Below are 22,787 nucleotides of genomic sequence, written 5' to 3' on the forward strand. Positions count from 1 at the left end.
GAGTTATGCAGGATTGTCAGGCAATCTGTCAATCTCTGACAAAATGTAATTTGGTTGTCCACCTCATGTTTAAACCGGTTGAACAAATCCCAAGGTATCGACTCGTCGCTCAACAAATCGCTGAGCGTATTCTTGAGGGAGACCTGAAAGCCGGACAGAAAATGCCGGCCGAACGCGAGCTTGTTGAGCAGCTTTCCGTTTCCCGTGCGACGGTGCGTGAAGCGTTGATTGCACTTGAGATCAGCGGTTTTGTCGAGAACCGTTTTGGCGCTGGCATGCAGGTTTCAACTCATCCACCCTCGACCAATACGTTAAGCGCGTTGGTCACGCCCGGCCCGTTTGAATTGCTGGAGGCACGGTTGCTTGTTGAGGGAGAAACAGCTGCACTCGCCGCTGATCTTATAACTGATGCGGAGCTGGAAAAGCTCGAAGAGCTCACAGAGCAGATGAGCGGGGAGCATGAGAACGAATTTTGGGGCGACAATGCTGACGAGTTGTTTCACCTCACGATTGCACGCGCGACTCGAAATTTGGCGCTGGAGAATACTGTTCTTGGATTTTGGCGGCAGCGCGTCCAGCTTCCAATGTGGGTAAAGATGCATGGTCGGGTAAATGTTGCTCGGATGAAGCCATCGCTTGTTCAGGAACACCGCGCGATCATAGAAGCTCTAAGAAAACGGTCCGCGGAAGAAGCGCGTCTGGCAATGCGTCACCATATTTCGCAATTCGGCATTCAACTCCTTGAGGGTTGGAAAGAGCATGACGAAACAAGCGAAAATTCGGTTTCGCCCGCCTTAAAAAGGTTAGCGCATACAATAGAGAGTTACCGATACTCTTGATCCAAAGCGGCGCTCATTCTGCCGATAGTCTTAAGACTATGTTGATGTCTGTCGCTGTAACGTCGGAAGGGATACTGAAATCTCTCGGGTGTTTCCCGACTGAATGATTGTTCTTCGGAGGCGCATGACCAAACATTCCCCTAACCGACGAAACGGCTTGCCCAAGAAACGGATATCAATCTGTCAGGGCGAACATGCTGTTGAAAATTCTCCTGATGTTGTGATTTCAACAACTCTTGGGTCTTGCGTTGCGACTTGTTTGTGGGACAAAACCGCAAAAGTCGGGGGTATGAACCATATTCTTTTGCCAGACAGTATCTCGAACTCGGGCATTGAAAATTTGCACGGTGCGGCGGCGATGGAAGTACTCATCAATGCTCTACTTAAGCGTGGCGCCTCAAAGTCACGATTGCGCGGGAAAATTTTTGGTGGTGCGCAAATGGTTTCTGGTCTTTCAAGCATTGGAAAGGCGAATGGAACATTTGTGCGCAATTTTTTGCGCCAAGAAGGTATTCCGATCGATGCTGAATGTTTGGGTGGTGTTTCTGCACGCCGTGTGGAGTTTTCACCCGTTTCCGGCCATGCGCGACAGAAACTTATGAAAGCCCAAGTCGAAGAGCAGGCTGTAGTGCGGGTACAAATTAATGACGTTGAGCTATTTTAGTTATTCACACTCTTTGAATGTCAGCGCGGTAGCGTTTTCAGAATAGTGTGACGCTCCCTTTGGTGCTGTGAGAGTGTTCCATGCAGGTTTCAGCACAAAGCCTGCTGGAAAGGCTGTCCAGTTTTACAAAACTTTTTAGCAACTCAATATTGATTGATGTGTTATTGACTGGCCCAGTTTCGTTTCGCAACATTTGTAGCGCGCGCGAGATTCCCGATAGCTTTTGAGCAATTTCATCAAGGCTCTGCAAAGAACTAATCGGCTCTGTCTGTAGTATGTCCAATCCCTCAGTCAATTCAGATAACGTCGACTGCAATTCGAGCACTTGTGAAGACATCTCAGAGACTTCAGCATCGACACACTCGAGAACTTTTTCCAGCGAAACAGAAGAGTTGCTCATTGCTCGACCCTAAAGACGGCCCACAACGGCTTCGATACAAGCCTTGAGTTGAGCAGGGTCAAAAGGCTTCTTCAGAAAATTATTCATGCCCAGCTGTTTCCCTTTTTCGATTATCTCACGGTCAGCTCGGCCAGTGATAAGAATGAAACCAACCCCTTTCGTTTTCGGATTTTGGCGGAGAGCATGTAAGAGATGCAACCCATCCATCTCCGGCATGTTGTAATCCGAGATAACAAGGTGGACTGGCGTGCGCTCCAACGTAGAAAGTGCAGTTCGGCCATCCGCTACACTCCCAACATTTCGTATGCCAAATGCGTCGAGTGCTTGAGTGATTAAGCCTCGGCTTGTTGACATATCATCAACAACAAGGATGCGGAGTTGATCTCTTAAAGACATTGGCTTTCCTCGGTGCTGCGCGGCCGTAGTTGTTTCTCGCCGGTTTCGCTTGATTTTTGATAGATTGTCATGCCTCGCGATTTAAGCAGTGGTGCTGAATTTTCCTGAACGCGCTCGGAATGACCAACAAAGAGCCATCCGCCTTCATGTAGGATGTTTTGAAATCGAGACCAAAGTTTTTTTTGCGTCCCCTCGTCGAAATAAATGACGGTATTTCGGCAGAAAATGATATCAAATTGACCTTTTATCGGCCAGTTCTCGATAAGGTTAAGCTGTTTAAAACTAACAAGGTTTTGAATTTCAGAAACAACTCGAATAGAGTTCTTTGTCTCGGTTTGAGATGGTCTGAAATAGCGATCTCGGTATGCTTCAGAGACATTTGTTATGTCACCGACCTGATATTCACCAAGCCGAGCAATTTCCAAGACGTTTGGATCAATATCCGTTGCTAAAATTTTTACGTCATAGTTTCCAACTTCGGGAAACCCTTCGTGGATGGTCATTGCAATGCTATAAGCTTCCATACCAACAGAGCACCCGGCTGACCAAATGCGAATTTTTCCTCCCTTCGTCGCATGCTCAATGATGGTTGGAAGAATTTCTTTGCCCAAAGTTTCAAAGTGATGCTTCTCGCGGAAAAAACTGGAAATGTTAGTTGTGAGAGCTGCGACCATATTGTGAATTTCTTCCTCGGCATTATAGCCGCACAGCAAATCACAATACTGTTCAAAATTCTGTAGTTTTAGAATGCGCAATCGCTTGAGAAGTCTAGAAGAAACGAGTGAAGCCTTTGTGTCTGGAAACATGAGGCCGGCGTTCTGTTTTGCAAGCTTTGAGACGAGCAGAAACTGATCTTTGCTCATCGCGGTGTTTCCCGTAACAGGTTTAGAAAGAGTACGTGTCATGCTGCCTCCGACGAGGAAGAGAGAAGGGCGGCACGTAGATCTAGTACTCGTAGCATTCTGTCTTCGACAATCGTAAGGGATTCTACAAAAATGTTGTTTGTGTCCGCTGCCATTTCGGGAGGAGATTGAAGCTCCTCTGTTTTGATCGATAGGATGTCCGAAACTGCGTCAACCAACAGCCCCACGGTTTCCTCACCGGATTGCACGACTATAAAGACATTGCGCTCAGAGGGGTCAGTAGAATGTTGACCGAGTCGGGCGGCAAGATCGATTATGGGCAAAACCGTGCCCCGAAGGTTGATAACGCCCCGTACGAATGGAGGCGAGTGTGGAAGTGGTGTTGCACGAGTCCAGCCGCGGATTTCACGAACTGACATTATATCAAGTGCAAACTCCTGCTCGCCAACACGAAATGACAAGAGTTCGATTTCCGATGTTTTTGAATGCGATAATTGGTTTGACATTGGCTATCCCGCGAGAGCTGTTTCGGTTGAAAGTTTGGTGCGCCCACTGGCACCCGCAACGATGTCTACCGGGTCAAGAATGAGAGCGATTTGTCCGTCACCTAGGATTGTGGCAGCTGCAATTCCCGGGACGCGACCGTAGCTTTCTTGAAGCCCTTTTATGACAACTTGCCTCTGATCGTTTATCTCGTCGACAACGAGAGCCGCTCGGCTTCCATCTTCGTGCGCGATCAAAAGAACAATTGAATCGACATAGTCAGGCTTTGGTTTTCGGTAGCCAAGCTCGGTTCCGAGGTCGAGTAGTGGCACGAATCCGTTTCTTACCTTTAGAACAGATGTCTGCGGGCCGAGCGTGTTTAGATCACTTTTCCCGATCGTAAGCGTTTCTTCGATTGTATTGAGCGGAATTACTAAAGTTTGCCCAGCAACTTGGGTGACCATACCGTCAAGCACGGCGAGCGTCAGAGGTAGACTAATCGAGAAAGTTGTTCCTTTGCCTGGCGTTGAGTTAATTGAAACTCGCCCCCCTAGCGCTTGGATTGAGCTTCGAACAACGTCCATCCCGACGCCGCGACCAGAAAGATTCGAAATTTTGTCGGCTGTTGAGAAGCCGGGAAGGAACAAAAGATTGTCGATTTCTGAATCGGTTAGCTGGCCGTCTTTGGTGACGAGTTCTTTCTCTTGTGCCTTTTCCAGAACTTTCTTGCGGTCAATACCCGCGCCGTCATCCGAAATCTCGATCAGGACGCGGCCTGATCGGTGGCGCGCAGATAAAGTAATTTCTCCAGTTTCTGGTTTGCCGTTTGTGAGGCGCGTATTGCTATCCTCTAACCCATGGTCGACTGCATTTCGGATCATATGGGTGAGAGGATCTGCGAGCCTTTCGATCACGGTTTTATCGACTTCTGTAGCGTCACCGTCCGTTTTTAGTCGGACAGTTTTCCCGACATCGGCGGAAGCTTCGCGCACAATTCGAGCCATTCGCTGGAATAGTGATTTAACAGGTTGGGCACGGATCATCATAACGCTGTCTTGGATGTCGCGCGTTAGCTGTTGCAGCTCGTCGAGACCTGTGAAAACGGGTGTGTTTGAAGGCAATCCAATCTGCGCAACGCTTTGAGAAAGCATCGCCTGGTTGATGACCAGCTCTCCGACCAGGTTCACCAATCGATCAACACGTTCAAGATCAACGCGGACCGTCGCTCTTGGCTTAGTAGCAGGCGGTATCTGAGCAGGTTTCGGTGCGTCCTCTAAGGGGATTTCTGCTGCATTGTCAGAAGCATTTTCTACGGTTTGATCTTCTGAGGGAGTCAAATTATCGGTCTGAACAGGAGTTGCTATAGCGTTGCTCACTTCGCTTGAGCTTACAACTTGGTCTGTTGCGACTTCGTTTGGTAAGATGTGAGGCAGAGACGTAACTTCAGCATCCATGCCGTTAGATTTGATTTCCAAGTCGCAAATGTCTGAAACGAAATCAAAAACCTCTCTGATCTGGTTTTCATTTTCTTCAGTTTCAATTTTCAACTGCCATTCCAAATAGGAGTTTTCGGGCTCAAGTTTGGATAGTTCGGGCAAGCACTGAGTGTTGATATCGATCTTTACAACACCAATTTCTCGCAGTGTCTTAAAGAGATAGAGGGGCTCATTTCCCGTTGCGTAGAGCTCGCTAGTGGGCTTGAAGCGTATCGTGTATTTGGATGGTTCCGTCGCTATCGTATCTTCGCCAAATAAGCTGTCTGCAGACGTCAAAGGTGGTAAGTCTTCGGTGATATCCTCAAGAGCATCTAAATCCGCGAGATCAAGGTCCAATGTAAGGCCAGTGGCTTGAAATTCAGCGGGATCAATTTCGTCCTCCTCCGCGTCTGCTCCGGTTAAAGCAATCAGTTCGTCACAGACTGCCGAGATCGCGGATTGATCAGTTTCGAGTGCATCTCGAGAAGCGCGCACGATGTCGCTTAGAATGTCTGCAGCTCGAAAAAAAAGCTTCAATGCTTCGGTATCAACCGTGAGCTCGCCTGCGCGCACGGCGTCCATCGTGGTTTCGAAGCGGTGGGCGAATTGCACAAGTTCGTCCAGCCCGAAAGCGCCAGCGCCGCCTTTTATTGAGTGAACCGCGCGGAACACAACATTGATCGTTTCGGAGTCACCACTACCGTCTTCCATGGACGTAAGACCATCTTGAAGCGCCTCGAGCAGTTCCTCGCATTCTTGAAAGAATGCCACACGGATTTCGGCCATTGGATCATTGGGATCGCTCATAAATGCTCCTAACCAGTCACCATTTGAAGGGCGCGTACAAGTTTCTCGGGGTCAAAAGGTTTGACGATCCAGCCCGTTGCACCGGCACTTCTTGCGCGTGCTTTCAGTTCAGGTGCGCTTTCGGTTGTCAGCACTAGAATTGGGATAGCGCGATGTTCCGGCGTTTTGCGAACGGCATCAATAAATCCGAAGCCGTCGAGCCGTGGCATGTTTATATCCGTTATGATTGCATCGGGCATGAAGTCTTGCAGAACTTCTAGGCCGTGCTGTCCATCCTCAGCCAGGGTTGGTTCAAAACCAGCCTGTCGTAGGCTTAGGCTGATCATGTCGCGCATTGTGCGGCTGTCATCAACTGCGAGAATATTGAGCGTCATGCGACCTCTCCTTCAAAACTTTCCGGTGTGAGGCCGCAGAGGGCGAGGTCTTGAACGCAGGCATCGGTTGGATTGCACATACGAAAGGTGCGCTGATCTTCTTGCCACTCCTTTGCAGCAGCAAGCAGGACTTGCTGGCAGAGGCTCCCAATATGGGACACACGCGAGGCGTCGATCACAAGATCGGAGCCTTTCTCCGCAAGAATTTGGCGGGCGAGGGGCGCTGCATCGCTCAACCCCAAACGCTCGCGCAGTTGAATTTGCGCGCTCATTGCGGGTTTACCGCAGTTTCATTTGTAGGTGATGTCACAAGCGCCCCCTTTGATCCGGTTCCTTTGGATCGTTGTAGGGGGAAGAATCTTAAGAAGGCCTTACTGCAGGCAATTCAGTTTCCGTTCATGCGATCGTGCAAATGGTTGGCGCAACCGATCAACGCCGCATAGTCATCGGAAATGGCCGTAACTGCGAAAGTGTCTTGAAACTCCGCGAAGCGGCCTTTGTCACGGAAAGCATCTGCAAAGCCAAATTCGCCCATGAATGGGACCATGGCGCGCCCGACGCCTCCAATCAGAAAGATGCCGCCAAATGGAAGATGTACAAGCGCCAGATCGCCGATAACATCGCCAAGTTTACGGCAAAACGTTTCAACAGACCGCAGTGCTACATCGTCATCCCGAGCGGTTGCCGAGGTCATGATAGAGGCAGCGTCCTTGCGGGTTTCACTATTGTTTTCAGTGGCATGAAAGGCGTAGATCCGTTCGAGTCCGCGGCCAGACAACAGATCTTCTACACCGGGAAAGCCGTGGGCCTTCTCGACGAAAGCACTGAGGGCAAGATCTTCTTCAGAACGGACAGGGAGTGTTATGTGGCCACATTCCGAAGGCGCAACAAAGCGTCCTGCATGTGTTCGCCAAACGGGGGCTGCGTTAAAGCCGGTGCCGACGCCAACCACCAGTTGCGCGGCATTGGGGCCAGCTGCTTTACCAGGTAGAATTGTCGTCAGAGCGTCTGCTTCGAGATGGCCAAGTGCGTGCCCCTGCGCTTGAAGATCGTTCAAAATTGAAACAGTTTCTGCACCCGTGGCCTTGGCAACAGTCTCGGAATCAATTGTCCAGTCGAGGTTGGTCATTGTTGCAACCGAATCCCGAACCGGCCCAGCAGCAGCGACGCAGGCGCCAAGGCAATCAACGTTTCCTTCAGATGCCATATAGGCCGCAAGTACCTCTTCGAGGCTTCCGTACTCAGCGTTGCGAAAACGCCGAACCGAGTCCGCAACAAGCGACGTGCCTTCGCATAAGGCGACGCGTGTATTGGTGCCGCCAATATCAGCAAGCAGGGAATAGTGGTTGGCGCTGCGCGAAGTAACCATGGATGTGCTTTCAGGATGGAGAGGCGACGTCGTCGCTTGTGTTGGTTCGGGTTTCGGAGGAGGATAGATAATTCAGTTTGTGAAATAAATAGAATTTTCTACTTTGCAAGGGAAAACTTGGTGTCAGCTTGGGGCAGGCCCTGTTGAATCACCGAGCATTAACTCGGTTTCCCATAGCTCCTGCACAGGTTCGCCGTTTCCAGTTGCGATTGATTGCAATAGAATTTCCGCGCATCTCCGGCCTGCATTTCGGACCGAAGAGCGGGTGGCGGTAAAGCTCGGAATATCGTCTCCGTTCCTCAAATAAGAGAGATCATCGTCATGCGTCACAACCGAAACGTCGCGCCCTAGCAACAGACCAGCGCGGCCGATCGCGCGGCGCACGCCAATCGCTGTAATATAGGAAGAGACAAGAAAGGCTGTGGGCGGGCGCATCCCTTGGAGAAGCCGTTTCGCAGTTTCATAGCCGAATTGCTCGGTCATCTCGGCGCTGAAGGTTAATGTCGAGTCCGGGGCGAAACCGCGCTTGCGCAGCGCATCCTCGTATCCAGAACGACGGCGTGCGGCGAAATCCATGGTTTCATCACCGTTGAGAAGGGCAATCCGCTTGTGCCCCAAATCGAGCAATAGGTTGGTTGCGCGCTGAAAGGAGCGCCCGTTGTTTATGTCGAGCCACGAGTAACTGGTTTCGTCGCCCATACTCCGCCCATGCACCACAAAGGGAAGACCCAACTCTTGCAACAATTTGATCCGAGGATCGTTCCTGTGAGGGCCATGGACGATTACACCGTCTACTGAACCTTTTGACGCCATCGCGCGATAAGTTGCTTCTTCGTCTTTGTCCTGCACAACCGAAAGCAGCATATCATATCCCGCTTTGGAATAGCTTTCTCCTGCGCCAGCAATGAAATCACCAAAGACTGGGTTCACCATCTCTTGGTTGTTCGACATTGGGATGACGTGGCCGATTGCCATAGCTCGCCCAGTTGCCAATCGTTGCGCGCGCGTGTTCGGGCGATAGTTGTACTTCAGCGCTGCTGCTTTGACGCGTTGACGTGTGGCCTCGCTGACTTCTGGGTAGTCATTCAATGCACGGCTGATGGTCGTTTGACTAAGGCCAAGCTTTTCAGAGAGGGTTTTGAGGTTCATGGTCGACTTTCAAAGCGCTTATAATCTTCGTATTCCTACTGCGGCTCAGGAAATTCGTCAATTATTTCGTCGAAACAACTTTGTTTTTTACAGAAAATAGGGCGAGTCTGTTCTTTCGTTGACTCTTGGCGTGGAATCGTTGATGTTTGAAAAACCAAAGCGCTTTGGGTGATTTGGGCGCGGATTTTGCGTCTTGACCTAGGCGAGTGATTATCCGGCACAGCTGTGCCTAAAGGGAGGATAGAAATGAAACGATATTTGATGACAAGTGCTGCTTCGCTGATGCTTTGCGCGGGCGCAGCTCAGGCGGATTTGATGTTTGCTCCAGGTGAGGGTGACTTTACGTGGGATAGCTATGAAGCGCTCAAGTCTATGGACCTTTCTGGTGAAACGATTTCAGTTTTTGGCCCATGGCTCGGCCTGGAGCGCGACCGTTTCAACGCTGTTATTGCCTATTTTGAAGAAGCAACCGGCGCTAACGTCGAGTACGCAGGTTCTGATAGCTTTGAGCAGCAAATCTTGATCGACACCGAAGGTGGCTCTGCTCCGAACATCGCTGTTTTTCCGCAGCCCGGACTTGCGGCAAGCCTTGCAGCAAAGGGATTGCTCGCGCCGCTGACATCTGAAGATGCGGATTGGGTGCGTGATAATTTCGGCGCTGGTCAGTCTTGGGTTGATCTAGCGACTTTTGCCGATGAGAACGGCGATGATCAGCTTTTCGGTATGTTCTATCGTGCCGATCTGAAGTCTCTTGTATGGTATGTCCCAGAGAACTTTGAGGATTCAGGGTACGAAATTCCTCAAACAATGGAAGAACTTAAGGCCCTCACAGATCAAATCGTTGCAGATGGCGGTACGCCGTGGTGCATCGGTCTGGGCAGTGGTGCAGCGACTGGGTGGCCAGCTACGGACTGGGTAGAGGATTTGCTCCTCCGCACTGCTGAGCCTTCGGTATATGACCAATGGGTCGCCAACGAAATTCCATTTGATGACCCTGCGATTGTTGCCGCAATCGAAGAGTTCGGCGCTTTTGCTCGAAATGACGACTATGTCGCTGGCGGAGCGGGCGCAGTTGCATCCACAGACTTCCGCGACAGCCCCAAAGGTCTCTTCGCCTCGCCACCCCAGTGCTATATGCACCGTCAGGCGAGCTTTATTCCGGCATTCTTCCCAGAAGACACTGTGATGGGTGAAGATGCAGATTTCTTCTACTTCCCAAGCTATGAAAGCAAAGACCTCGGTAAACCAGTTCTTGGTGCGGGTACGGTGATGACAATCACCAATGACTCCAAAGGCGCGCGTGCCTTCATGGAATTCCTCAAGGCCCCAATCGCGCATGAGGCATGGATGGCCCAAGGTGGCTTCCTGACGGCACATTCCGGTGTAAATACAGCGGTTTACGAGAATGACGCACAACGCAAGATGGGCGATATTCTCCTCAACGCTGATACGTTCCGCTTTGACGGTTCCGACCTGATGCCAGGAGCAATCGGTGCGGGCGCATTCTGGACCGGCATGGTTGACTACGCTGGTGGCAAAGATGCAACCGAAGTGGCCAAGAGCATTCAGGAAACTTGGGACGGCATTAAGTAATCAAGGGTAGGGCTCTGTGCAATGCAGGGCCCTTTTCTGTCTTTTTCTCAGCGGGGCCGTTATGGAACAGCTATTCTGGGCGCTTTTCACCGTCGTTATCGGGGTGTTTGGTTGCGTTCTCTACTTTTTCCTATCGAATATGATCCTCGACCGGATCTATCCGGCAAAAGGCCCAAACGCGGGGCGTAACATCAACCGCGCCGCTCGTATCCGGCCTTGGCTCTTCATGTTCCCCGCATTGTTCTTGCTGACGATGTACCTGCTTTACCCCGTCGTTATTTCGGTTTGGTTGTCGTTTCACGGCTCTGACGGAGACGAATTTATCGGGGGTGGCAATTACGCATGGCTTCTCTCTGATGAAAAATTTGCAGAATCCATGAAAAACAATATGTTGTGGCTCATTGTTGTTCCTGCGGGCTCCACGTTTTTCGGATTGATCGCAGCCGCACTTACTGATCGAATTAAGTGGGGTAACTTCGCGAAATCATTGATATTTATGCCGATGGCGATCTCATTTGTCGGGGCCTCGGTGATTTGGAAATTCGTCTATGATTATCGCGCCGAGGGAGAGGCCCAGATTGGGCTATTGAACGCAATCGTCACCTATTTCGGCGGTGCCCCTCAGGCATGGATTACCGTGCCATTCTGGAACTCATTCTTCCTGATGGCCATCCTCATCTGGATTCAAACAGGCTTTGCTATGGTAATCCTCTCTGCCGCGCTGCGTGGTATTTCTGAGGAAACGATCGAGGCCGCTATTCTCGACGGTGCCAACCCATTTCAAATCTTCTGGAAAATCAAAGTTCCACAGATTTGGGGCACAATTGCCGTGGTTTGGACCACGATCACCATCCTTGTTCTCAAGGTGTTTGACATCGTTTTGGCCATGACCAACGGGCAATGGGGCAGTCAGGTTTTGGCGAACCTCATGTTTGACTGGATGTTCCGTGGCCTTGATATCGGGCGCGCGTCAACTGTTGCGCTGGTTATCATGCTGCTCGTCACACCAATCATGGTCTGGAATATTCGCAACGCACGACGGGAGATGGTGTGATGGATAACATTGCTGGCGTCAAATCGCGGCTCACATGGGCTGTTAACATCGCCGTCTTAGTACTTGTTTTGCTTTGGACAATTCCGACATTCGGGTTGTTGGTCAGTTCGTTCCGTGACCGCGATCAGATCTCGACTTCTGGTTGGTGGACAGCGCTGTCATCGAGCGAACGAAACCTAACACTGCGCGGAGCAAGCCCGTCAGAAGCGATTGAAACACCTGATGGATGGGTGATTGAAGGCAACCTCTTTGACGGTCCTGCCGAAATCACGGCCTTCGGAATAAACGCCAATCGTCCGACCGAATTTGCTCCGGGTGATACCGCTGAGCGGCGAGGCGCATTTATTACCGTTCAACAAGACGGGGCGTATCGAATTGTCTCTGCCGAGCAGCCGGAAGGTAGCCGTGGAACGCGCATATTTGTAACCTCTATGGAAGCGCCGAAATTCACCTTAGATAACTACCGTAACGTGTTGTTTTCGGAGGGTATTGGCAAAAGTTTCATCAATACTTTCACGGTAACCATTCCGGCAACGATCATCCCGATACTCGTGGCGGCCTTTGCGGCCTATGCATTGGCGTGGATGGAGTTTCCCGGTCGTGCGTTGCTGATCGCAACGGTTGTTGGCCTCTTGGTTGTGCCGTTGCAGATGGCGCTTATACCGTTGCTTCGACTGCATAACGAAATAGGTATTGGCAAAGACTACCTCGGGATTTGGCTTGCGCATACAGGGTTCGGGTTGCCCTTGGCGATTTATCTCTTGCGCAACTACATCGCTGGTTTGCCGCGCGAAATCATAGAGAGTGCACGCGTCGACGGCGCGACCGATTTTGAGATTTTCCGCAAAATTGTGCTGCCGCTGTCATTTCCCGCACTCGCAAGCTTTGCAATTTTCCAGTTCCTTTGGGTATGGAATGACCTGCTAGTCGCGACTGTGTTCCTTGGTAACAACGAGGACCAGCTTGTTATGACAGGGCGCCTGCGTGAATTGCTTGGCAGTCGTGGCGGAGATTGGGAAATTCTTGCGGCCAGCGCCTTTGTGTCGATCGCGGTGCCGCTTCTCGTATTTTTCGGCTTACAGAAGTATCTCGTGCGCGGATTGTTGTCCGGCTCGGTTAAAGGGGGCTAGAGATGGCAACTATGAATTCTCTGCCAATGAATCCGGATTGGTGGCGCGGTGCGGTGATCTATCAAATCTATCCGCGCAGTTTCCAGGATAGCTCTGGGGATGGGATCGGCGATCTTAAGGGCATCATTCAACGGCTTGATTATGTTGCGAAACTCGGTGCAGATGCGATTTGGATTTCGCCGTTTTTCAAATCACCGATGAAGGACTTCGGCTATGATGTCAGCGATTACCGCGATGTCGATCCGATGTTTGGAACGTTGGCAGATTTCGATGCACTCGTTGCCAAAGCACACGGGCTCGGGCTTCGGGTGATGATTGATCTTGTTTTGTCGCATACATCAGATCAGCACGATTGGTTTAAGGAAAGCCGTCAATCTACTGATAATGCGAAATCAAACTGGTTTGTATGGGCCGATCCAAAGCCGGATGGTACGCCGCCGAACAACTGGCTCTCTATATTTGGTGGGCCTGCTTGGACATGGGATTCACGGAGATGCCAGTATTACCTACATAACTTCTTAAGCACCCAGCCAGACCTCAATTTCCATGAGCCAGAGGTACAAGAAGCGCTGTTGGACGTGGCGCGCTTTTGGTTGAAGCGCGGGGTGGATGGGTTCCGGCTTGATACCATCAATTTCTATTTTGCAGACAAAGAGTTGCGCGACAATCCTGCGCTGCCACCAGAGAAGCGAAATGATACCATTGCGCCTTCGGTCAATCCTTACAATCACCAAGAGCATATCTACTCAAAGAACCAGCCCGAAAACATTGAATTTCTTAGAAAGTTCAGGTCTGTAATGAATGAGTATGGTGCAGCAGCGGTTGGAGAGGTTGGCGACGCTCAGCGCGGATTGGAGATCATGGGGCAGTACACCCGCGGGGATGACCTCGTCCAAATGTGCTATGCCTTCGAATTCCTTGCCAATGCACCGTTGACCGCAGCGCGGGTCGTCGAAGTTTTGACGCAGGTTGATGCGGTTGCAAGCGATGGATGGCCGTGTTGGGCCTTCTCGAACCATGATGTTGTGCGCCACGCGACACGTTGGAACCTTTCGCCAGAGGCGCAGCGCCTGTTTGCGATATTGCTCCTGTCGCTGCGTGGGTCTGTGTGCCTGTATCAGGGCGAAGAATTGGGGTTACAGGAAGCTGATGTGGCCTTTGACGATCTGCAAGATCCTTATGGCATCGAGTTTTGGCCGGAGTTCAAAGGGCGCGATGGATGTCGCACTCCGATGGTTTGGGAGAGAACGAACCAGAACGCTGGGTTCTCGCAAGGAAAGCCATGGCTTCCCGTGGCGCCAGAACATCTCCGCCAGTCGGTTGAGGATCAGGAAGCTGCTGAAGAGTCATTGCTGGCTTTCTACCGCGCTGCATTGGCATTCCGTAAGGCGCATCCGGTTTTGGCAACTGGTGATCACGCCAATCTTCGCGCAACCGGAAATGTGCTGAGTTTTGAGCGGAAATCAGATGACGCGCATCTTCTCTGCGTGTTCAACCTTTCCGACGAGGCGGCCGTTGTTCCGATGGACGTGACCGGTTGGGAGCCGCTCGGCAACGCGCTTGGCCTTGCACAGGGCAATGAGCTTGCTCCGTGGCAAGGAGCGATATTGCGTCGTGTAACAAAAGAAAAATCAAAGGGTTAGGAGCGGCAGATGGCAAATCTAAAACTTACAAATGTGGCCAAAGCTTATGGCGATGTCACTGTCCTCAAGGATATTAATCTCGAAATCAACGAGGGCGAGTTGGTTGTGTTCGTTGGTCCGTCTGGTTGCGGGAAGTCCACTTTGTTGCGGATGATCGCAGGGTTGGAACGCATCACCGACGGTACATTGGCGATTGATGACGTGAAGATGAATGATGTGCCGCCCGCGCAGCGTGGGATCGCGATGGTTTTTCAATCCTACGCGCTGTATCCGCATATGACCGTGCGCGATAACATGGCCTTTGCGCTCAACATTGCGAAAATGCCCAAGGCCGAGATCGAGAAAGCGGTCAATGACGCCGCAGCGAAGCTACAACTGACCGAGTATCTTGATCGTTTGCCCAAGGCGCTTTCTGGTGGTCAGCGACAGAGGGTGGCTATCGGGCGCGCGATTGTTCGTGATCCAAAAATCTACCTGTTTGACGAGCCACTCTCGAACCTTGATGCCGCCTTGCGCGTGGCCACGCGGATCGAGATTGCGCAGCTCAAGGAAGCCATGCCCGAAAGCACGATGGTTTATGTGACCCATGATCAGGTTGAGGCCATGACGCTTGCTTCGAGGATTGTGGTTCTGGCCAACAAAGGGATTGCACAGGTCGGAACGCCGCTCGAGCTTTATGAAAAGCCAGAGAACGAATTTGTGGCGCAGTTTATCGGCTCTCCTGCGATGAACCTGATTGCGGGTGAAATCATTGAAACGGGTGCGGAAACCGTTGTTGCGCTTGAAGGGGGCGGGGTTGCGCGCTCCAAAGTACCAACCGTTGCATCGGACCTTGGTGCACACGTGAACATTGGTGTGCGACCCGAGGATTTGGTTGTGACAGATGGAACGCCGCTCTATCAGGCGAAGGTCGAAATTACCGAGGCTTTGGGCGAAGTGACGCTGCTATACTTTGAGAAAGGCACGCGGTCGGAGGCGGTTATCGCAAAGCTTCCGGGCATTCACGCGACGGCAAAGGGCGAAACAGTCTCGCTTACGGCGCCAGCAGAAAAAGTGCATATTTTTGCCGATGGGCAATCGCTTCTCTATCGCTAAGCGACGATGCGGAGCCCGAAGGCTCCGCAATTTTCTTAGACCAGTGAGGGTAGCCAGAGGACAATGCTCGGGAAGGCTACGAGTGTCGCGATTGTCACCGCATCGGCAATGAAGAACGGTGTTACACCCTTGAACACGTCCTGCACTGTCAGGTCATCGCGCACGCCAGCCACCACAAAGCAGTTGAGGCCGATGGGGGGCGTGATCAAACAGAACTCCGCCATTTTCACCACAAGGATACCAAACCAGATCGCGCACATCGGGCCGGACATGCCGAAGGCAGAGTCCGCCGCCGATACCATCTCGCCGCCATTGAGCGCCATGACCGCCGGATAAACCACGGGTAGCGTCAGAAGCAGCATACCAATCGCATCCATGAACATTCCGAGCACGGCATAGGCCAGCAGGATTAGTACAAGCGTCAGCATTGGCGATTGGTCAAGGCTGGTGATCCAGTCCGAGAAGGCGCCCGGAAGATCCGCGAAGCCAAGGAACCGTACATAGATCAGCACGCCCCAGATGATTGTGAAGATCATCACCGCAAGCTTGGCTGTTTCCAAAAGCGCGTCTTTGAGTTGTGCCCACCGCATCCCTTTGTACAACGCCATGAGGAACACAACGAAGGCCCCAAGCGCACCACCCTCTGTGGGCGTGCCCCATGCGTCACCGCCAAAGGGGTTGTAGATAAAGAGGATGATAATCAACACCACAAAGACAATTGGCAAAGCAGGTGGCAACGCCTTAAGCCGCTCGCCCCAAGTGAAGCCGCGTACGGGTGGGCCAAAGTTGGGGATGACAAGCGCCATACCAACAATCAACCCGCCATAGATCAAAGCCGATACGGCACCTGGAACAAAGCCAGCCAAAAGAAGCTTGCCCACGTCCTGCTCTACGATAATCGCATAGATCACCAAAATGGCTGAAGGCGGAATAAGCGACGCCAGCGTGCCACCTGCGGCAACAACACCAGCGGCGAATTTCTTGTCGTAGCCGATTTTGAGCATCTCGGGGATCGCGATCCGCGCAAACACAGCCGATGTGGCAACCGATGCGCCAGACACCGCAGCAAAGCCAGCTGTCGCGAATACGGTTGAAACTGCAAGCCCGCCCGGAAGCCAGCCAACCCATTTCTTGGCCGCATCAAATAATGCGCGGGTTAGCCCTGCGTAATAGGCGAGGTAGCCAATTAGGATGAAGGTCGGGATAAGCGATAGCGCCTGAGAGCTCACCTTGGAGTGAGGAACTTGGCCCGCAGTTTTGACCGCAATGGTCAGCGCCTTGCCAAAACGGCTTGGGTCATATCCAGCCTTTGCCCAGAAAATCCAGATAAGCCCCACAAGTCCGGCAAGACCGGCGGCAAATGCAACGCGCATCCCAAGCAAAACAAGCACCAGCATGCCCGCAGAGACGGCAATCCCGATATCAATGGGTTCCATTAGTGTGTCTCCTTTTGGGTGTCTTCTGGTGCGTCAACGGGGCTTCCAGAGACGTGCTCCGCCTCGGCTTGGGCCTGTTCGGCGGCTGATTGGATAAGGGGGACAGCAACGGGCGACTCCGCACCGCTTAGAAATGCGCGGCCATAGCCCCAAAGCTGTAGGCACAGACGCAGCAGCAACACAGAGAATGCAACAGGCGCCAGAAGTTTTGCGGGCCAAAGCGGCAGCGCGATATCCATTGAGCTATCGCGGCTCCAGAGCGGCGCGTTAAAATCAAAGGCGCGCTGGAAATGCGAGAATGTGCCCCAAATCAACAGGGCAATCAGCACGATCATTGCCAATGTGGTGATGAATTCCGCTGCCCAGAGCGCACGGCCCTTCAGGCGTCCGACGAGGATGTCCATACGGATATGGCCGCCATCACGTTGTGTATAAGCGACACCCATAAAAGCGATTAGCGGCATGGCTTGTTCGATCCAATCCACATAGCCGGGCAGGGGGACGTTAAAGAAATTGCGCCCCGAAACCGATATGACCGCAAGGATCATCAGCGAGAAAACCGCAAGGCCGCTGACGAGAGATAGGACTTGTTCGAGTGAATACAAACGTCTGTCGATGCGGCTTAGCAGCGTGTCGTCAGACAAGACTGTGGATGATCCCGCCATAATGCCTCCGGTGCGAGAAGAGAAAACCGCCGCGCCAATGAAAGACGCGGCGGTTATGATTTAAGGTGGCTTACTTCGCCAATTCGCCTTGAACGAAATCAAGCAGGTCTTGGGCCGGAAGGCCTTTGGCTGTGTTGTCTTCAACCCACTTTGCAGCAGTTGGGCCAGCAACCTTTTCTTTGAACGCGGCAATTTCCTCGTCAGAATATGTCACGCGCTCAATGCCCTTTTCGTCGAGCGCAGGACCCCAAGCGGCCATTGTCTTTTCGTTGTAGAAGTCGATGTAGTAATCGAGCGCTTCGTCGACAGAGCTCAGGAGTGCTTCGCGTTCGCTGTCGGACAGCATTTCAAGCGCATCGGTGTTCACCACAACGGGGCAGTTCACGGTGCCGGGGTTGAGGTTGGTTGTCCACCAGTTGCCCGTTTCGATTGTACCGAAGGACATATGCGCATGCGGGGCAAAAGAGACAGCTTTCATCACGCCGCTATCGAGTGCTTGACGCACTTCGGTCGCAGACATCGAGGTCGGAACCGCACCAACACCAGCCATCGCATCGCCGATCCCGCCAGTTGCGCGTACGGTCATGCCTTCGAAGTCAGCGAGTGTTTTAGGCGCATCCCCCACGCCAACAAGGTTATACTGCGGTAGTGGCGACGGCATCAGGAGCGTGGCGTTCCAACGGGCCAGATCTTCGACTACTGCGGGGTGTTGATAGAGCGCTTGGCTCAAGGCGCGTTCTTGCTCGAGCGACTGCACGCCGAGGAATGGCAGTTCCAGTACAGTGATCGACGGGTTCTTGTCACGGTGATAGCCCGCACAGAACTGTGCCATTTCAAACGCACCGATCGAGATACCGTCAAGGTTCTCTGTGTTCTTTGATAGACCACCGTAGGAAATATTCAGCGTGAATTCTCCGTTGGTCTTTTCGCTAACAAGCTCAGCGAGCTTTTCAACATGCTCTGTGAAGGCGCGGCGCTTACCCCAGAGCGATACGCTCCACTCGGTTGCAACGGCTTCTGTGGCAAAGGCAAGCGTTACGGCGGCAATGGCCGATTTAGTGAGAATAGTCATGAATTCCTCCCTGAAACTGCGTCATGTTTGACGAATGTCGAGAAGGTAAATGAATTCTGAATTCCGCCCAATGAATTTATTTGCATGGGTATGAGGTGCTGCCCTGCGGAAATCCGCAGGGGTGAAATAGCCGCAATTTTCAGAGCAGAGCGTCTTTGTCGAGCCCGAGTTTTACGATCTTTTCATTGAGTGTACGGCGTCCAATTCCCAGATGCTCGGCTGTTTCGTCCATCCGCCCTTCGTGGGCCACCAGTGCTTGGGAAATAATTTGCCGTTCAAGTGCAGCAACAGCAGCCCGCAGTGATTTTGGCGTCTGCTGGTCTGGGTCATCAAGGCGCAAGGCCGACGCGACGCTTGGAATGCCGCGGCGCGAAGACAGCACCCAACGTTCCGCAACTTGGCGCAGCTCGCGCACGTTCCCTGGCCAATCGTGGGCCAAGAGATGTGTTAGATCGTCCTGACTTGGATCTGGGGCTTGCATGTCATAGGTGCGCGCGCATTCTCCGGTGAAATGGCGGAACAACAATGCAAGGTCGTCTTTGCGATGACGAAGCGGAGGAAGGTCGACGACCAAAGTGTTGATGCGATACAGCAGGTCGCGACGGAAAGCACCTTCGGCGACGGCTTGTTCAAGGTCGCTGTTGCTTGCGGAGATCAGCCGCACATCGGCATGGAGAACTTCAGTGCTTCCGAGGCGCATATACTCCTTGGTTTCAAGAACGCGGAGAAGTTTGGCTTGCGCTTCAGGGGGGCAGCTTGCCATCTCGTCAAGAAACAGACTGCCCCCGCTGGTTTTCTCAAGAACACCAGGTTCTTCGCTGGTTCCAAATAGGGTTGCCTCAAAGTGATCATTCGGCAAGGTCGCGCAAGACAGGGCCACAAACGGCCCGTCTGCACGGTGGGAAAGGTCATGCAGCGCACGCGCCACAAGGTCTTTGCCCGTGCCTGTTTCGCCCTGTAGCAGGATCGGCGCGTCGATGTCGGCCAAATCCAGAAGCTCTTCGCGGAGAGTTTGAATTTGGGGCGTCTGACCAAGCAGGATGCGATCCAGCCCCGAAAGATTTCGCAACCGCTCGCCCAATCGTGCAGCGCGTGCGGCCAGTCGGTTTTGCTCGGCGGCGTGGGTGAGGGCGGTCAGAAGGCGGCGGGGGTCAAAAGGTTTCTCAAGGAAGGTATAGGCGCCATCCTGCATCGCCGAAACTGCCATCGGGATGTCTCCATGTGCCGAGATAAGCACAACAGGAGGGCCATCAAATTGTCTGACCTCGTGCAAGATTTCGATCCCGCTCATGGTCGGCATGCGCACGTCGCTCAGGATAACATCAGGCGGCTGGCGTCCGATTAGGTTGAGCGCATCGCGGCCTTTGGAAAAGCTCTGCGTTACCCATCCCGCGCGCTCCAAAAGATGGCTCAGACTTTCCCGCATCTCGCGGTCGTCGTCGATAATGGCCACCGAATATTGCACGGCTGCTGTGTCTTTCGGAGGTTGCATATCACTGTGTTCCAAGGGTGGTTTCGGCGTTTGGCTCAGAGGGGGCATCAGTAGAACTTGGCGCTTCGGCTAACGGTAAGCTCACGGTGAATATTGCGCCGTTCTCACCGTCTTTTGCTAAGAACTTTCCCTGATGCTCCGAAATAATTGCGGCTGAGATTGCAAGTCCAAGCCCCATACCCTCTCCGCTTGCGCGGGTCGTGTGAAACGGTTCCCGCAGGTCCGATATCGTGCGCCCACCAAGACCGGGGCCATGATCAGAGACGGTGATGTTTAACCAGCTTTCATTTTTAGCGAAGGCCACATCGATCTGTTTATCACCACTTTCAAGCACCGCAAGCAGCGCGTTTTTGACGAGGTTCACAAGCACTTGTTCCAACCTATGGCGGTTGCCGCGCACATAGGCTGGCTCTTCTGGCAGCGAGACCGTCAAAGCAACATCGGCGCTCTTGATGTCTGCTTCGAGCAACTCATGAGTTCCAGCCCAGAGATCAGAGGCAGAAACCGCTTCGAGCTTGCTGGGTGAGGGGCGTGCAAAGAACCGCAATTCGCGGGTGATGCTCTCCATTCGACGAACAAGGCGGGAGATTTGGTTGATCAAGGTCGTCTCGCCTTCGGTCGCGCCAAATTCCGCGGCGGTCAGGAAGTTTTTCATGGCGCTGATCGGCTGCCCGAGTTCATGGGTCACGGACGCAGAAAGCTGGCCCAAGGCGGCAAGTTTGTTCGCTTGCTGAAGTTCAGCCTGTGCTTTTTCTGCGCGGCGTTCGGCGGCACGGCGTTCTTCGATCTGGCGGTTGAGCGCAGCGTTTGCGGCGCGCAGTTTGCGCCGTTCGGCTTGTGAAATGGTCAGCGCCGATTTTATCCGACGCGCCCTCAAAAACAGCCCGAGCGCGATCAGCAGCAACCCAACGATTCCAGCGGCCCCAAGAGTTGCAGCAGCGTTCAGCCAGACTTGTGATTTGGGCACGAGGAAGTGCAGAACCCACGGCGGCTCTCCTAGATCGCGGGTGAGGTGCACATAGCTCCGACCATCAAGGCGTGCGCTATCGTCGTTGGATTTTCTCCATGACAAAGCATGAAGCGGTTCGTTGGCGAATTGTCTACCTGCATCAATCTCGGCGCGGGTTTCGGGCGAGATATCCGTCAGGCTTTGATATTCCCAATCTGGTACCGAAGAGAGAACGGTGATTTGGTCTGGGTTGGTCACAAACAGCAACTCGCCCGCATCACGCCAGACACGTGTCAGCGCCGTCAAATCGACCTTTATGGCAATTACACCCGATACCTGCTGCCGGTGATCATAGACAGGTGCGGCAAGGAAGTATCCCGGCCTATTGGTGGTAACACCGATCGCAAAGAACCCCGTCTGTTTGCCATCGAGCGCATCTTGGAAATAGGGACGGAACCCGTAGTTTTGGCCAATGAAACTGACGTCATTGGCATAGTTGGATGCGGCAATCGTCATGCCTGTGTCATCCATGAGGTAAATTGCTTCAAGATCGGTTTGGGCGGTTATGTCGGCCAAGCGTTGATTGATACGCTCCAAACCGATGCCAAGGGCACCGCTGCGGATCATTTGGGTTTTTGCCAGCACATCGGGAAGGTGCCGATACCGATGAAGCGTATCTGTGAGGGTCGTATGATAGAGCGAGAGCCGCGCTTCTGCTTTCTGTCGCTCGCTTTGCTCAAAAAGGACGGAAGCAAAGAAAAACACCGCCGCCATAGCAGCAATAAGGCAAGCGCCCGTGACCCAAAGCCGTTTGTTCTGACGCATCACTCTATGGTTCGCTTCCCTTGCTTGCCATTCACGCTGTTTGAGCGCTCGGCATTTCGCACAGGGTAACGGGGCAGGCGTGGATGCGCAATAATGCGTGCTTGCCCTGTTTAGTGTGCTGTGAAACGGTGTTGTGCGAAAATCGCCGCGCGAAAACGATTGCCAAGTCAGAGGAATAGATATGCCAGCCCCAGAAAATGCTTTGTTGCGAAACCTGCGTTCAGGAGACCAGCAATTTGGCGTATGGGTTGGCTCTACGAGCGCGACGGTTGCTGAAATCATCGCGCGCGTAGGGTTGGATTGGGTTGTCGTCGATATGGAGCACGCGCCTAATGACCTACGCAGCCTGCGTGATCAGTTGCGCGCCTTCGTTGTTGGTGAGACCCATGTGGCTGTGCGGCTGGTGGCGGATCGAGATTGGATGGTGAAGCAGGTATTGGACCTTGGTGTTCAAACCGTGTTGGTGCCTATGGTTGAAACCGCAGAGCAGGCGGAGAAGATCGCGCGCGCCATGCGCTATGCGCCGCGCGGAAACCGCGGGGTCGGGGCCTTTGTTGCGCGCGCTGGTGGCTATGGCGAAACACCGGATTACATGTCGAACGCAAACGACGAGGTCGCTCTGATGGTACAGATCGAAACCCGCCGTGGCCTAAACAATCTTGATGATATCCTCGCCGTCGATGGCGTGGATGCCGTTTTTTTCGGCGTGGCCGATTTGGCGACGGATATGGGCCTCATGGGGCCGAATGGTGCGGACACCACGCATCCTGAATTGCTAGACGCGCTGAATGCCGCTGCAGAAAAGGTCCGCGCCGCGCAGAAACCCATTGGCGTTTTCGCGGCGTCAGTTGAGCATGCACTGAGTTATGCGTCGCTTGAAGCGAAGTTCATCTGTATTGGCAGCGATGTTTTGATGATCCGAGAGGCCTTTGCTTCGCGACTGGAAGAGGCAAAACAAAAGTTCGCGGATTAGGGCCCCGACAGAATAAGCGCCGCTGTTTAAAGGGGCGAATT

General features: G+C 52.8%; 22 protein-coding genes. 8 read left to right on the forward strand and 14 right to left on the reverse strand.

All coding sequences use genetic code 11. The features are described 5' to 3' along the window. Positions 1-65 precede the first annotated feature (65 nt). Entirely contained in the window at positions 66-839 is a 774-nt protein-coding gene (locus OU789_RS06030; RefSeq protein ID WP_274654134.1) for a FadR/GntR family transcriptional regulator, read from the forward strand. A 289-nt stretch (positions 840-1,128) separates the two neighbouring features. Next, the gene (locus tag OU789_RS06035; RefSeq protein WP_274654136.1) at positions 1,129-1,503 is read left to right on the forward strand and encodes a chemotaxis protein CheD; all 375 of its coding nucleotides are present in this window, start codon (positions 1,129-1,131) and stop codon (positions 1,501-1,503) included. A 37-nt stretch (positions 1,504-1,540) separates the two neighbouring features. On the opposite strand, the gene OU789_RS06040 is transcribed toward OU789_RS06035, so the two are convergent. The 9 genes from OU789_RS06040 to OU789_RS06080 form a co-directional block, all read right to left on the reverse strand. Further along, positions 1,541-1,903, reverse strand: a complete 363-nt coding sequence (locus tag OU789_RS06040; RefSeq protein WP_274654138.1) for a hypothetical protein — start codon at positions 1,901-1,903, stop codon at positions 1,541-1,543. A 9-nt stretch (positions 1,904-1,912) separates the two neighbouring features. Next, positions 1,913-2,299 carry a response regulator gene (locus OU789_RS06045; protein WP_263953346.1) on the reverse strand — a complete coding sequence of 129 codons (387 nt, stop codon included), beginning with the start codon at positions 2,297-2,299 and terminating at the stop codon, positions 1,913-1,915. After that, positions 2,290-3,204, reverse strand: a complete 915-nt coding sequence (locus OU789_RS06050) for a CheR family methyltransferase (protein WP_274654141.1) — start codon at positions 3,202-3,204, stop codon at positions 2,290-2,292. The genes OU789_RS06045 and OU789_RS06050 overlap by 10 nt, the downstream gene beginning before the upstream one ends. Further along, on the reverse strand, positions 3,201-3,668 hold the full coding sequence (locus OU789_RS06055; protein WP_274654143.1) for a chemotaxis protein CheW: 468 nt from the start codon (positions 3,666-3,668) through the stop codon (positions 3,201-3,203). Before OU789_RS06055 ends, OU789_RS06050 begins: the two co-directional genes overlap by 4 nt. Positions 3,669-3,671: 3 nt before the next feature. Further along, entirely contained in the window at positions 3,672-5,927 is a 2,256-nt protein-coding gene (locus tag OU789_RS06060) for a chemotaxis protein CheA (protein WP_274654145.1), read from the reverse strand. 8 nt (positions 5,928-5,935) lie between these two features. Further along, positions 5,936-6,301 (reverse strand): response regulator, encoded by a 366-nt coding sequence (locus OU789_RS06065; RefSeq protein WP_263953342.1) that lies wholly within the window; start codon positions 6,299-6,301, stop codon positions 5,936-5,938. Beyond that, positions 6,298-6,573 (reverse strand): STAS domain-containing protein, encoded by a 276-nt coding sequence (locus tag OU789_RS06070; protein WP_263953341.1) that lies wholly within the window; start codon positions 6,571-6,573, stop codon positions 6,298-6,300. The genes OU789_RS06065 and OU789_RS06070 overlap by 4 nt, the downstream gene beginning before the upstream one ends. Positions 6,574-6,686: 113 nt before the next feature. Beyond that, positions 6,687-7,670 (reverse strand): glucokinase, encoded by a 984-nt coding sequence (locus OU789_RS06075; protein ID WP_274654148.1) that lies wholly within the window; start codon positions 7,668-7,670, stop codon positions 6,687-6,689. 123 nt (positions 7,671-7,793) lie between these two features. Then, positions 7,794-8,819, reverse strand: a complete 1,026-nt coding sequence (locus tag OU789_RS06080; protein ID WP_274654150.1) for a substrate-binding domain-containing protein — start codon at positions 8,817-8,819, stop codon at positions 7,794-7,796. 246 nt (positions 8,820-9,065) lie between these two features. On the opposite strand from OU789_RS06080, the gene OU789_RS06085 reads away from it, so the two are divergent. From OU789_RS06085 to OU789_RS06105, 5 genes are all read left to right on the forward strand, one after another. Next, positions 9,066-10,412 (forward strand): ABC transporter substrate-binding protein, encoded by a 1,347-nt coding sequence (locus OU789_RS06085; RefSeq protein WP_274654152.1) that lies wholly within the window; start codon positions 9,066-9,068, stop codon positions 10,410-10,412. A gap of 61 nt (positions 10,413-10,473) precedes the next feature. Continuing rightward, positions 10,474-11,466, forward strand: coding sequence for a carbohydrate ABC transporter permease (locus tag OU789_RS06090; RefSeq protein ID WP_263953337.1), 993 nt, complete (start codon positions 10,474-10,476; stop codon positions 11,464-11,466). Further along, complete coding sequence (locus OU789_RS06095) at positions 11,466-12,596, forward strand: ABC transporter permease subunit (RefSeq protein ID WP_274654154.1); 1,131 nt, start codon at positions 11,466-11,468, stop codon at positions 12,594-12,596. Before OU789_RS06090 ends, OU789_RS06095 begins: the two co-directional genes overlap by 1 nt. A gap of 11 nt (positions 12,597-12,607) precedes the next feature. Continuing rightward, positions 12,608-14,239, forward strand: coding sequence for an alpha-amylase family glycosyl hydrolase (locus tag OU789_RS06100; protein ID WP_446719166.1), 1,632 nt, complete (start codon positions 12,608-12,610; stop codon positions 14,237-14,239). 9 nt (positions 14,240-14,248) lie between these two features. Then, positions 14,249-15,334 carry an ABC transporter ATP-binding protein gene (locus tag OU789_RS06105; protein ID WP_274654158.1) on the forward strand — a complete coding sequence of 362 codons (1,086 nt, stop codon included), beginning with the start codon at positions 14,249-14,251 and terminating at the stop codon, positions 15,332-15,334. Positions 15,335-15,369: 35 nt separating this feature from the next. On the opposite strand, the gene OU789_RS06110 is transcribed toward OU789_RS06105, so the two are convergent. The 5 genes from OU789_RS06110 to OU789_RS06130 all read right to left on the reverse strand — a co-directional run bounded on the left by OU789_RS06110 (position 15,370) and on the right by OU789_RS06130 (position 21,773). Beyond that, on the reverse strand, positions 15,370-16,770 hold the full coding sequence (locus tag OU789_RS06110; protein WP_263953333.1) for a TRAP transporter large permease: 1,401 nt from the start codon (positions 16,768-16,770) through the stop codon (positions 15,370-15,372). After that, the gene (locus OU789_RS06115; RefSeq protein ID WP_263953332.1) at positions 16,770-17,435 is read right to left on the reverse strand and encodes a TRAP transporter small permease subunit; all 666 of its coding nucleotides are present in this window, start codon (positions 17,433-17,435) and stop codon (positions 16,770-16,772) included. Before OU789_RS06115 ends, OU789_RS06110 begins: the two co-directional genes overlap by 1 nt. Before the next feature lie 70 nt (positions 17,436-17,505). Then, positions 17,506-18,507 carry a C4-dicarboxylate TRAP transporter substrate-binding protein gene (locus OU789_RS06120; protein WP_274654161.1) on the reverse strand — a complete coding sequence of 334 codons (1,002 nt, stop codon included), beginning with the start codon at positions 18,505-18,507 and terminating at the stop codon, positions 17,506-17,508. A 139-nt stretch (positions 18,508-18,646) separates the two neighbouring features. Next, complete coding sequence (locus OU789_RS06125; RefSeq protein ID WP_274654163.1) at positions 18,647-19,999, reverse strand: sigma-54-dependent transcriptional regulator; 1,353 nt, start codon at positions 19,997-19,999, stop codon at positions 18,647-18,649. 1 nt (position 20,000) lies between these two features. Further along, positions 20,001-21,773 (reverse strand): sensor histidine kinase, encoded by a 1,773-nt coding sequence (locus tag OU789_RS06130; protein ID WP_274654165.1) that lies wholly within the window; start codon positions 21,771-21,773, stop codon positions 20,001-20,003. A gap of 181 nt (positions 21,774-21,954) precedes the next feature. Between OU789_RS06130 and OU789_RS06135 the strand changes: the two genes are divergently transcribed. Next, on the forward strand, positions 21,955-22,746 hold the full coding sequence (locus tag OU789_RS06135; protein WP_274654167.1) for an HpcH/HpaI aldolase family protein: 792 nt from the start codon (positions 21,955-21,957) through the stop codon (positions 22,744-22,746). The last annotated feature ends 41 nt before the right edge of the window (positions 22,747-22,787 follow it).

Origin of the sequence: Halocynthiibacter sp. C4, from assembly GCF_028823805.1 — a bacterium.
Classification (GTDB): domain Bacteria; phylum Pseudomonadota; class Alphaproteobacteria; order Rhodobacterales; family Rhodobacteraceae; genus Falsihalocynthiibacter; species Falsihalocynthiibacter halioticoli.

Bases quoted from the DNA above. Each gene is read 5' to 3' on its own strand.
- OU789_RS06030 (WP_274654134.1), top strand. From the start codon at position 66: ATGTTTAAACCGGTTGAACAAATCCCAAGGTATCGACTCGTCGCTCAA.
- OU789_RS06035 (WP_274654136.1), top strand. From the start codon at position 1,129: ATGAACCATATTCTTTTGCCAGACAGTATCTCGAACTCGGGCATTGAA.
- OU789_RS06040 (WP_274654138.1), bottom strand. From the start codon at position 1,903: ATGAGCAACTCTTCTGTTTCGCTGGAAAAAGTTCTCGAGTGTGTCGAT.
- OU789_RS06045 (WP_263953346.1), bottom strand. From the start codon at position 2,299: ATGTCTTTAAGAGATCAACTCCGCATCCTTGTTGTTGATGATATGTCA.
- OU789_RS06050 (WP_274654141.1), bottom strand. From the start codon at position 3,204: ATGACACGTACTCTTTCTAAACCTGTTACGGGAAACACCGCGATGAGC.
- OU789_RS06055 (WP_274654143.1), bottom strand. From the start codon at position 3,668: ATGTCAAACCAATTATCGCATTCAAAAACATCGGAAATCGAACTCTTG.
- OU789_RS06060 (WP_274654145.1), bottom strand. From the start codon at position 5,927: ATGAGCGATCCCAATGATCCAATGGCCGAAATCCGTGTGGCATTCTTT.
- OU789_RS06065 (WP_263953342.1), bottom strand. From the start codon at position 6,301: ATGACGCTCAATATTCTCGCAGTTGATGACAGCCGCACAATGCGCGAC.
- OU789_RS06070 (WP_263953341.1), bottom strand. From the start codon at position 6,573: ATGAGCGCGCAAATTCAACTGCGCGAGCGTTTGGGGTTGAGCGATGCA.
- OU789_RS06075 (WP_274654148.1), bottom strand. From the start codon at position 7,670: ATGGTTACTTCGCGCAGCGCCAACCACTATTCCCTGCTTGCTGATATT.
- OU789_RS06080 (WP_274654150.1), bottom strand. From the start codon at position 8,819: ATGAACCTCAAAACCCTCTCTGAAAAGCTTGGCCTTAGTCAAACGACC.
- OU789_RS06085 (WP_274654152.1), top strand. From the start codon at position 9,066: ATGAAACGATATTTGATGACAAGTGCTGCTTCGCTGATGCTTTGCGCG.
- OU789_RS06090 (WP_263953337.1), top strand. From the start codon at position 10,474: ATGGAACAGCTATTCTGGGCGCTTTTCACCGTCGTTATCGGGGTGTTT.
- OU789_RS06095 (WP_274654154.1), top strand. From the start codon at position 11,466: ATGGATAACATTGCTGGCGTCAAATCGCGGCTCACATGGGCTGTTAAC.
- OU789_RS06100 (WP_446719166.1), top strand. From the start codon at position 12,608: ATGAATTCTCTGCCAATGAATCCGGATTGGTGGCGCGGTGCGGTGATC.
- OU789_RS06105 (WP_274654158.1), top strand. From the start codon at position 14,249: ATGGCAAATCTAAAACTTACAAATGTGGCCAAAGCTTATGGCGATGTC.
- OU789_RS06110 (WP_263953333.1), bottom strand. From the start codon at position 16,770: ATGGAACCCATTGATATCGGGATTGCCGTCTCTGCGGGCATGCTGGTG.
- OU789_RS06115 (WP_263953332.1), bottom strand. From the start codon at position 17,435: ATGGCGGGATCATCCACAGTCTTGTCTGACGACACGCTGCTAAGCCGC.
- OU789_RS06120 (WP_274654161.1), bottom strand. From the start codon at position 18,507: ATGACTATTCTCACTAAATCGGCCATTGCCGCCGTAACGCTTGCCTTT.
- OU789_RS06125 (WP_274654163.1), bottom strand. From the start codon at position 19,999: ATGCAACCTCCGAAAGACACAGCAGCCGTGCAATATTCGGTGGCCATT.
- OU789_RS06130 (WP_274654165.1), bottom strand. From the start codon at position 21,773: ATGCGTCAGAACAAACGGCTTTGGGTCACGGGCGCTTGCCTTATTGCT.
- OU789_RS06135 (WP_274654167.1), top strand. From the start codon at position 21,955: ATGCCAGCCCCAGAAAATGCTTTGTTGCGAAACCTGCGTTCAGGAGAC.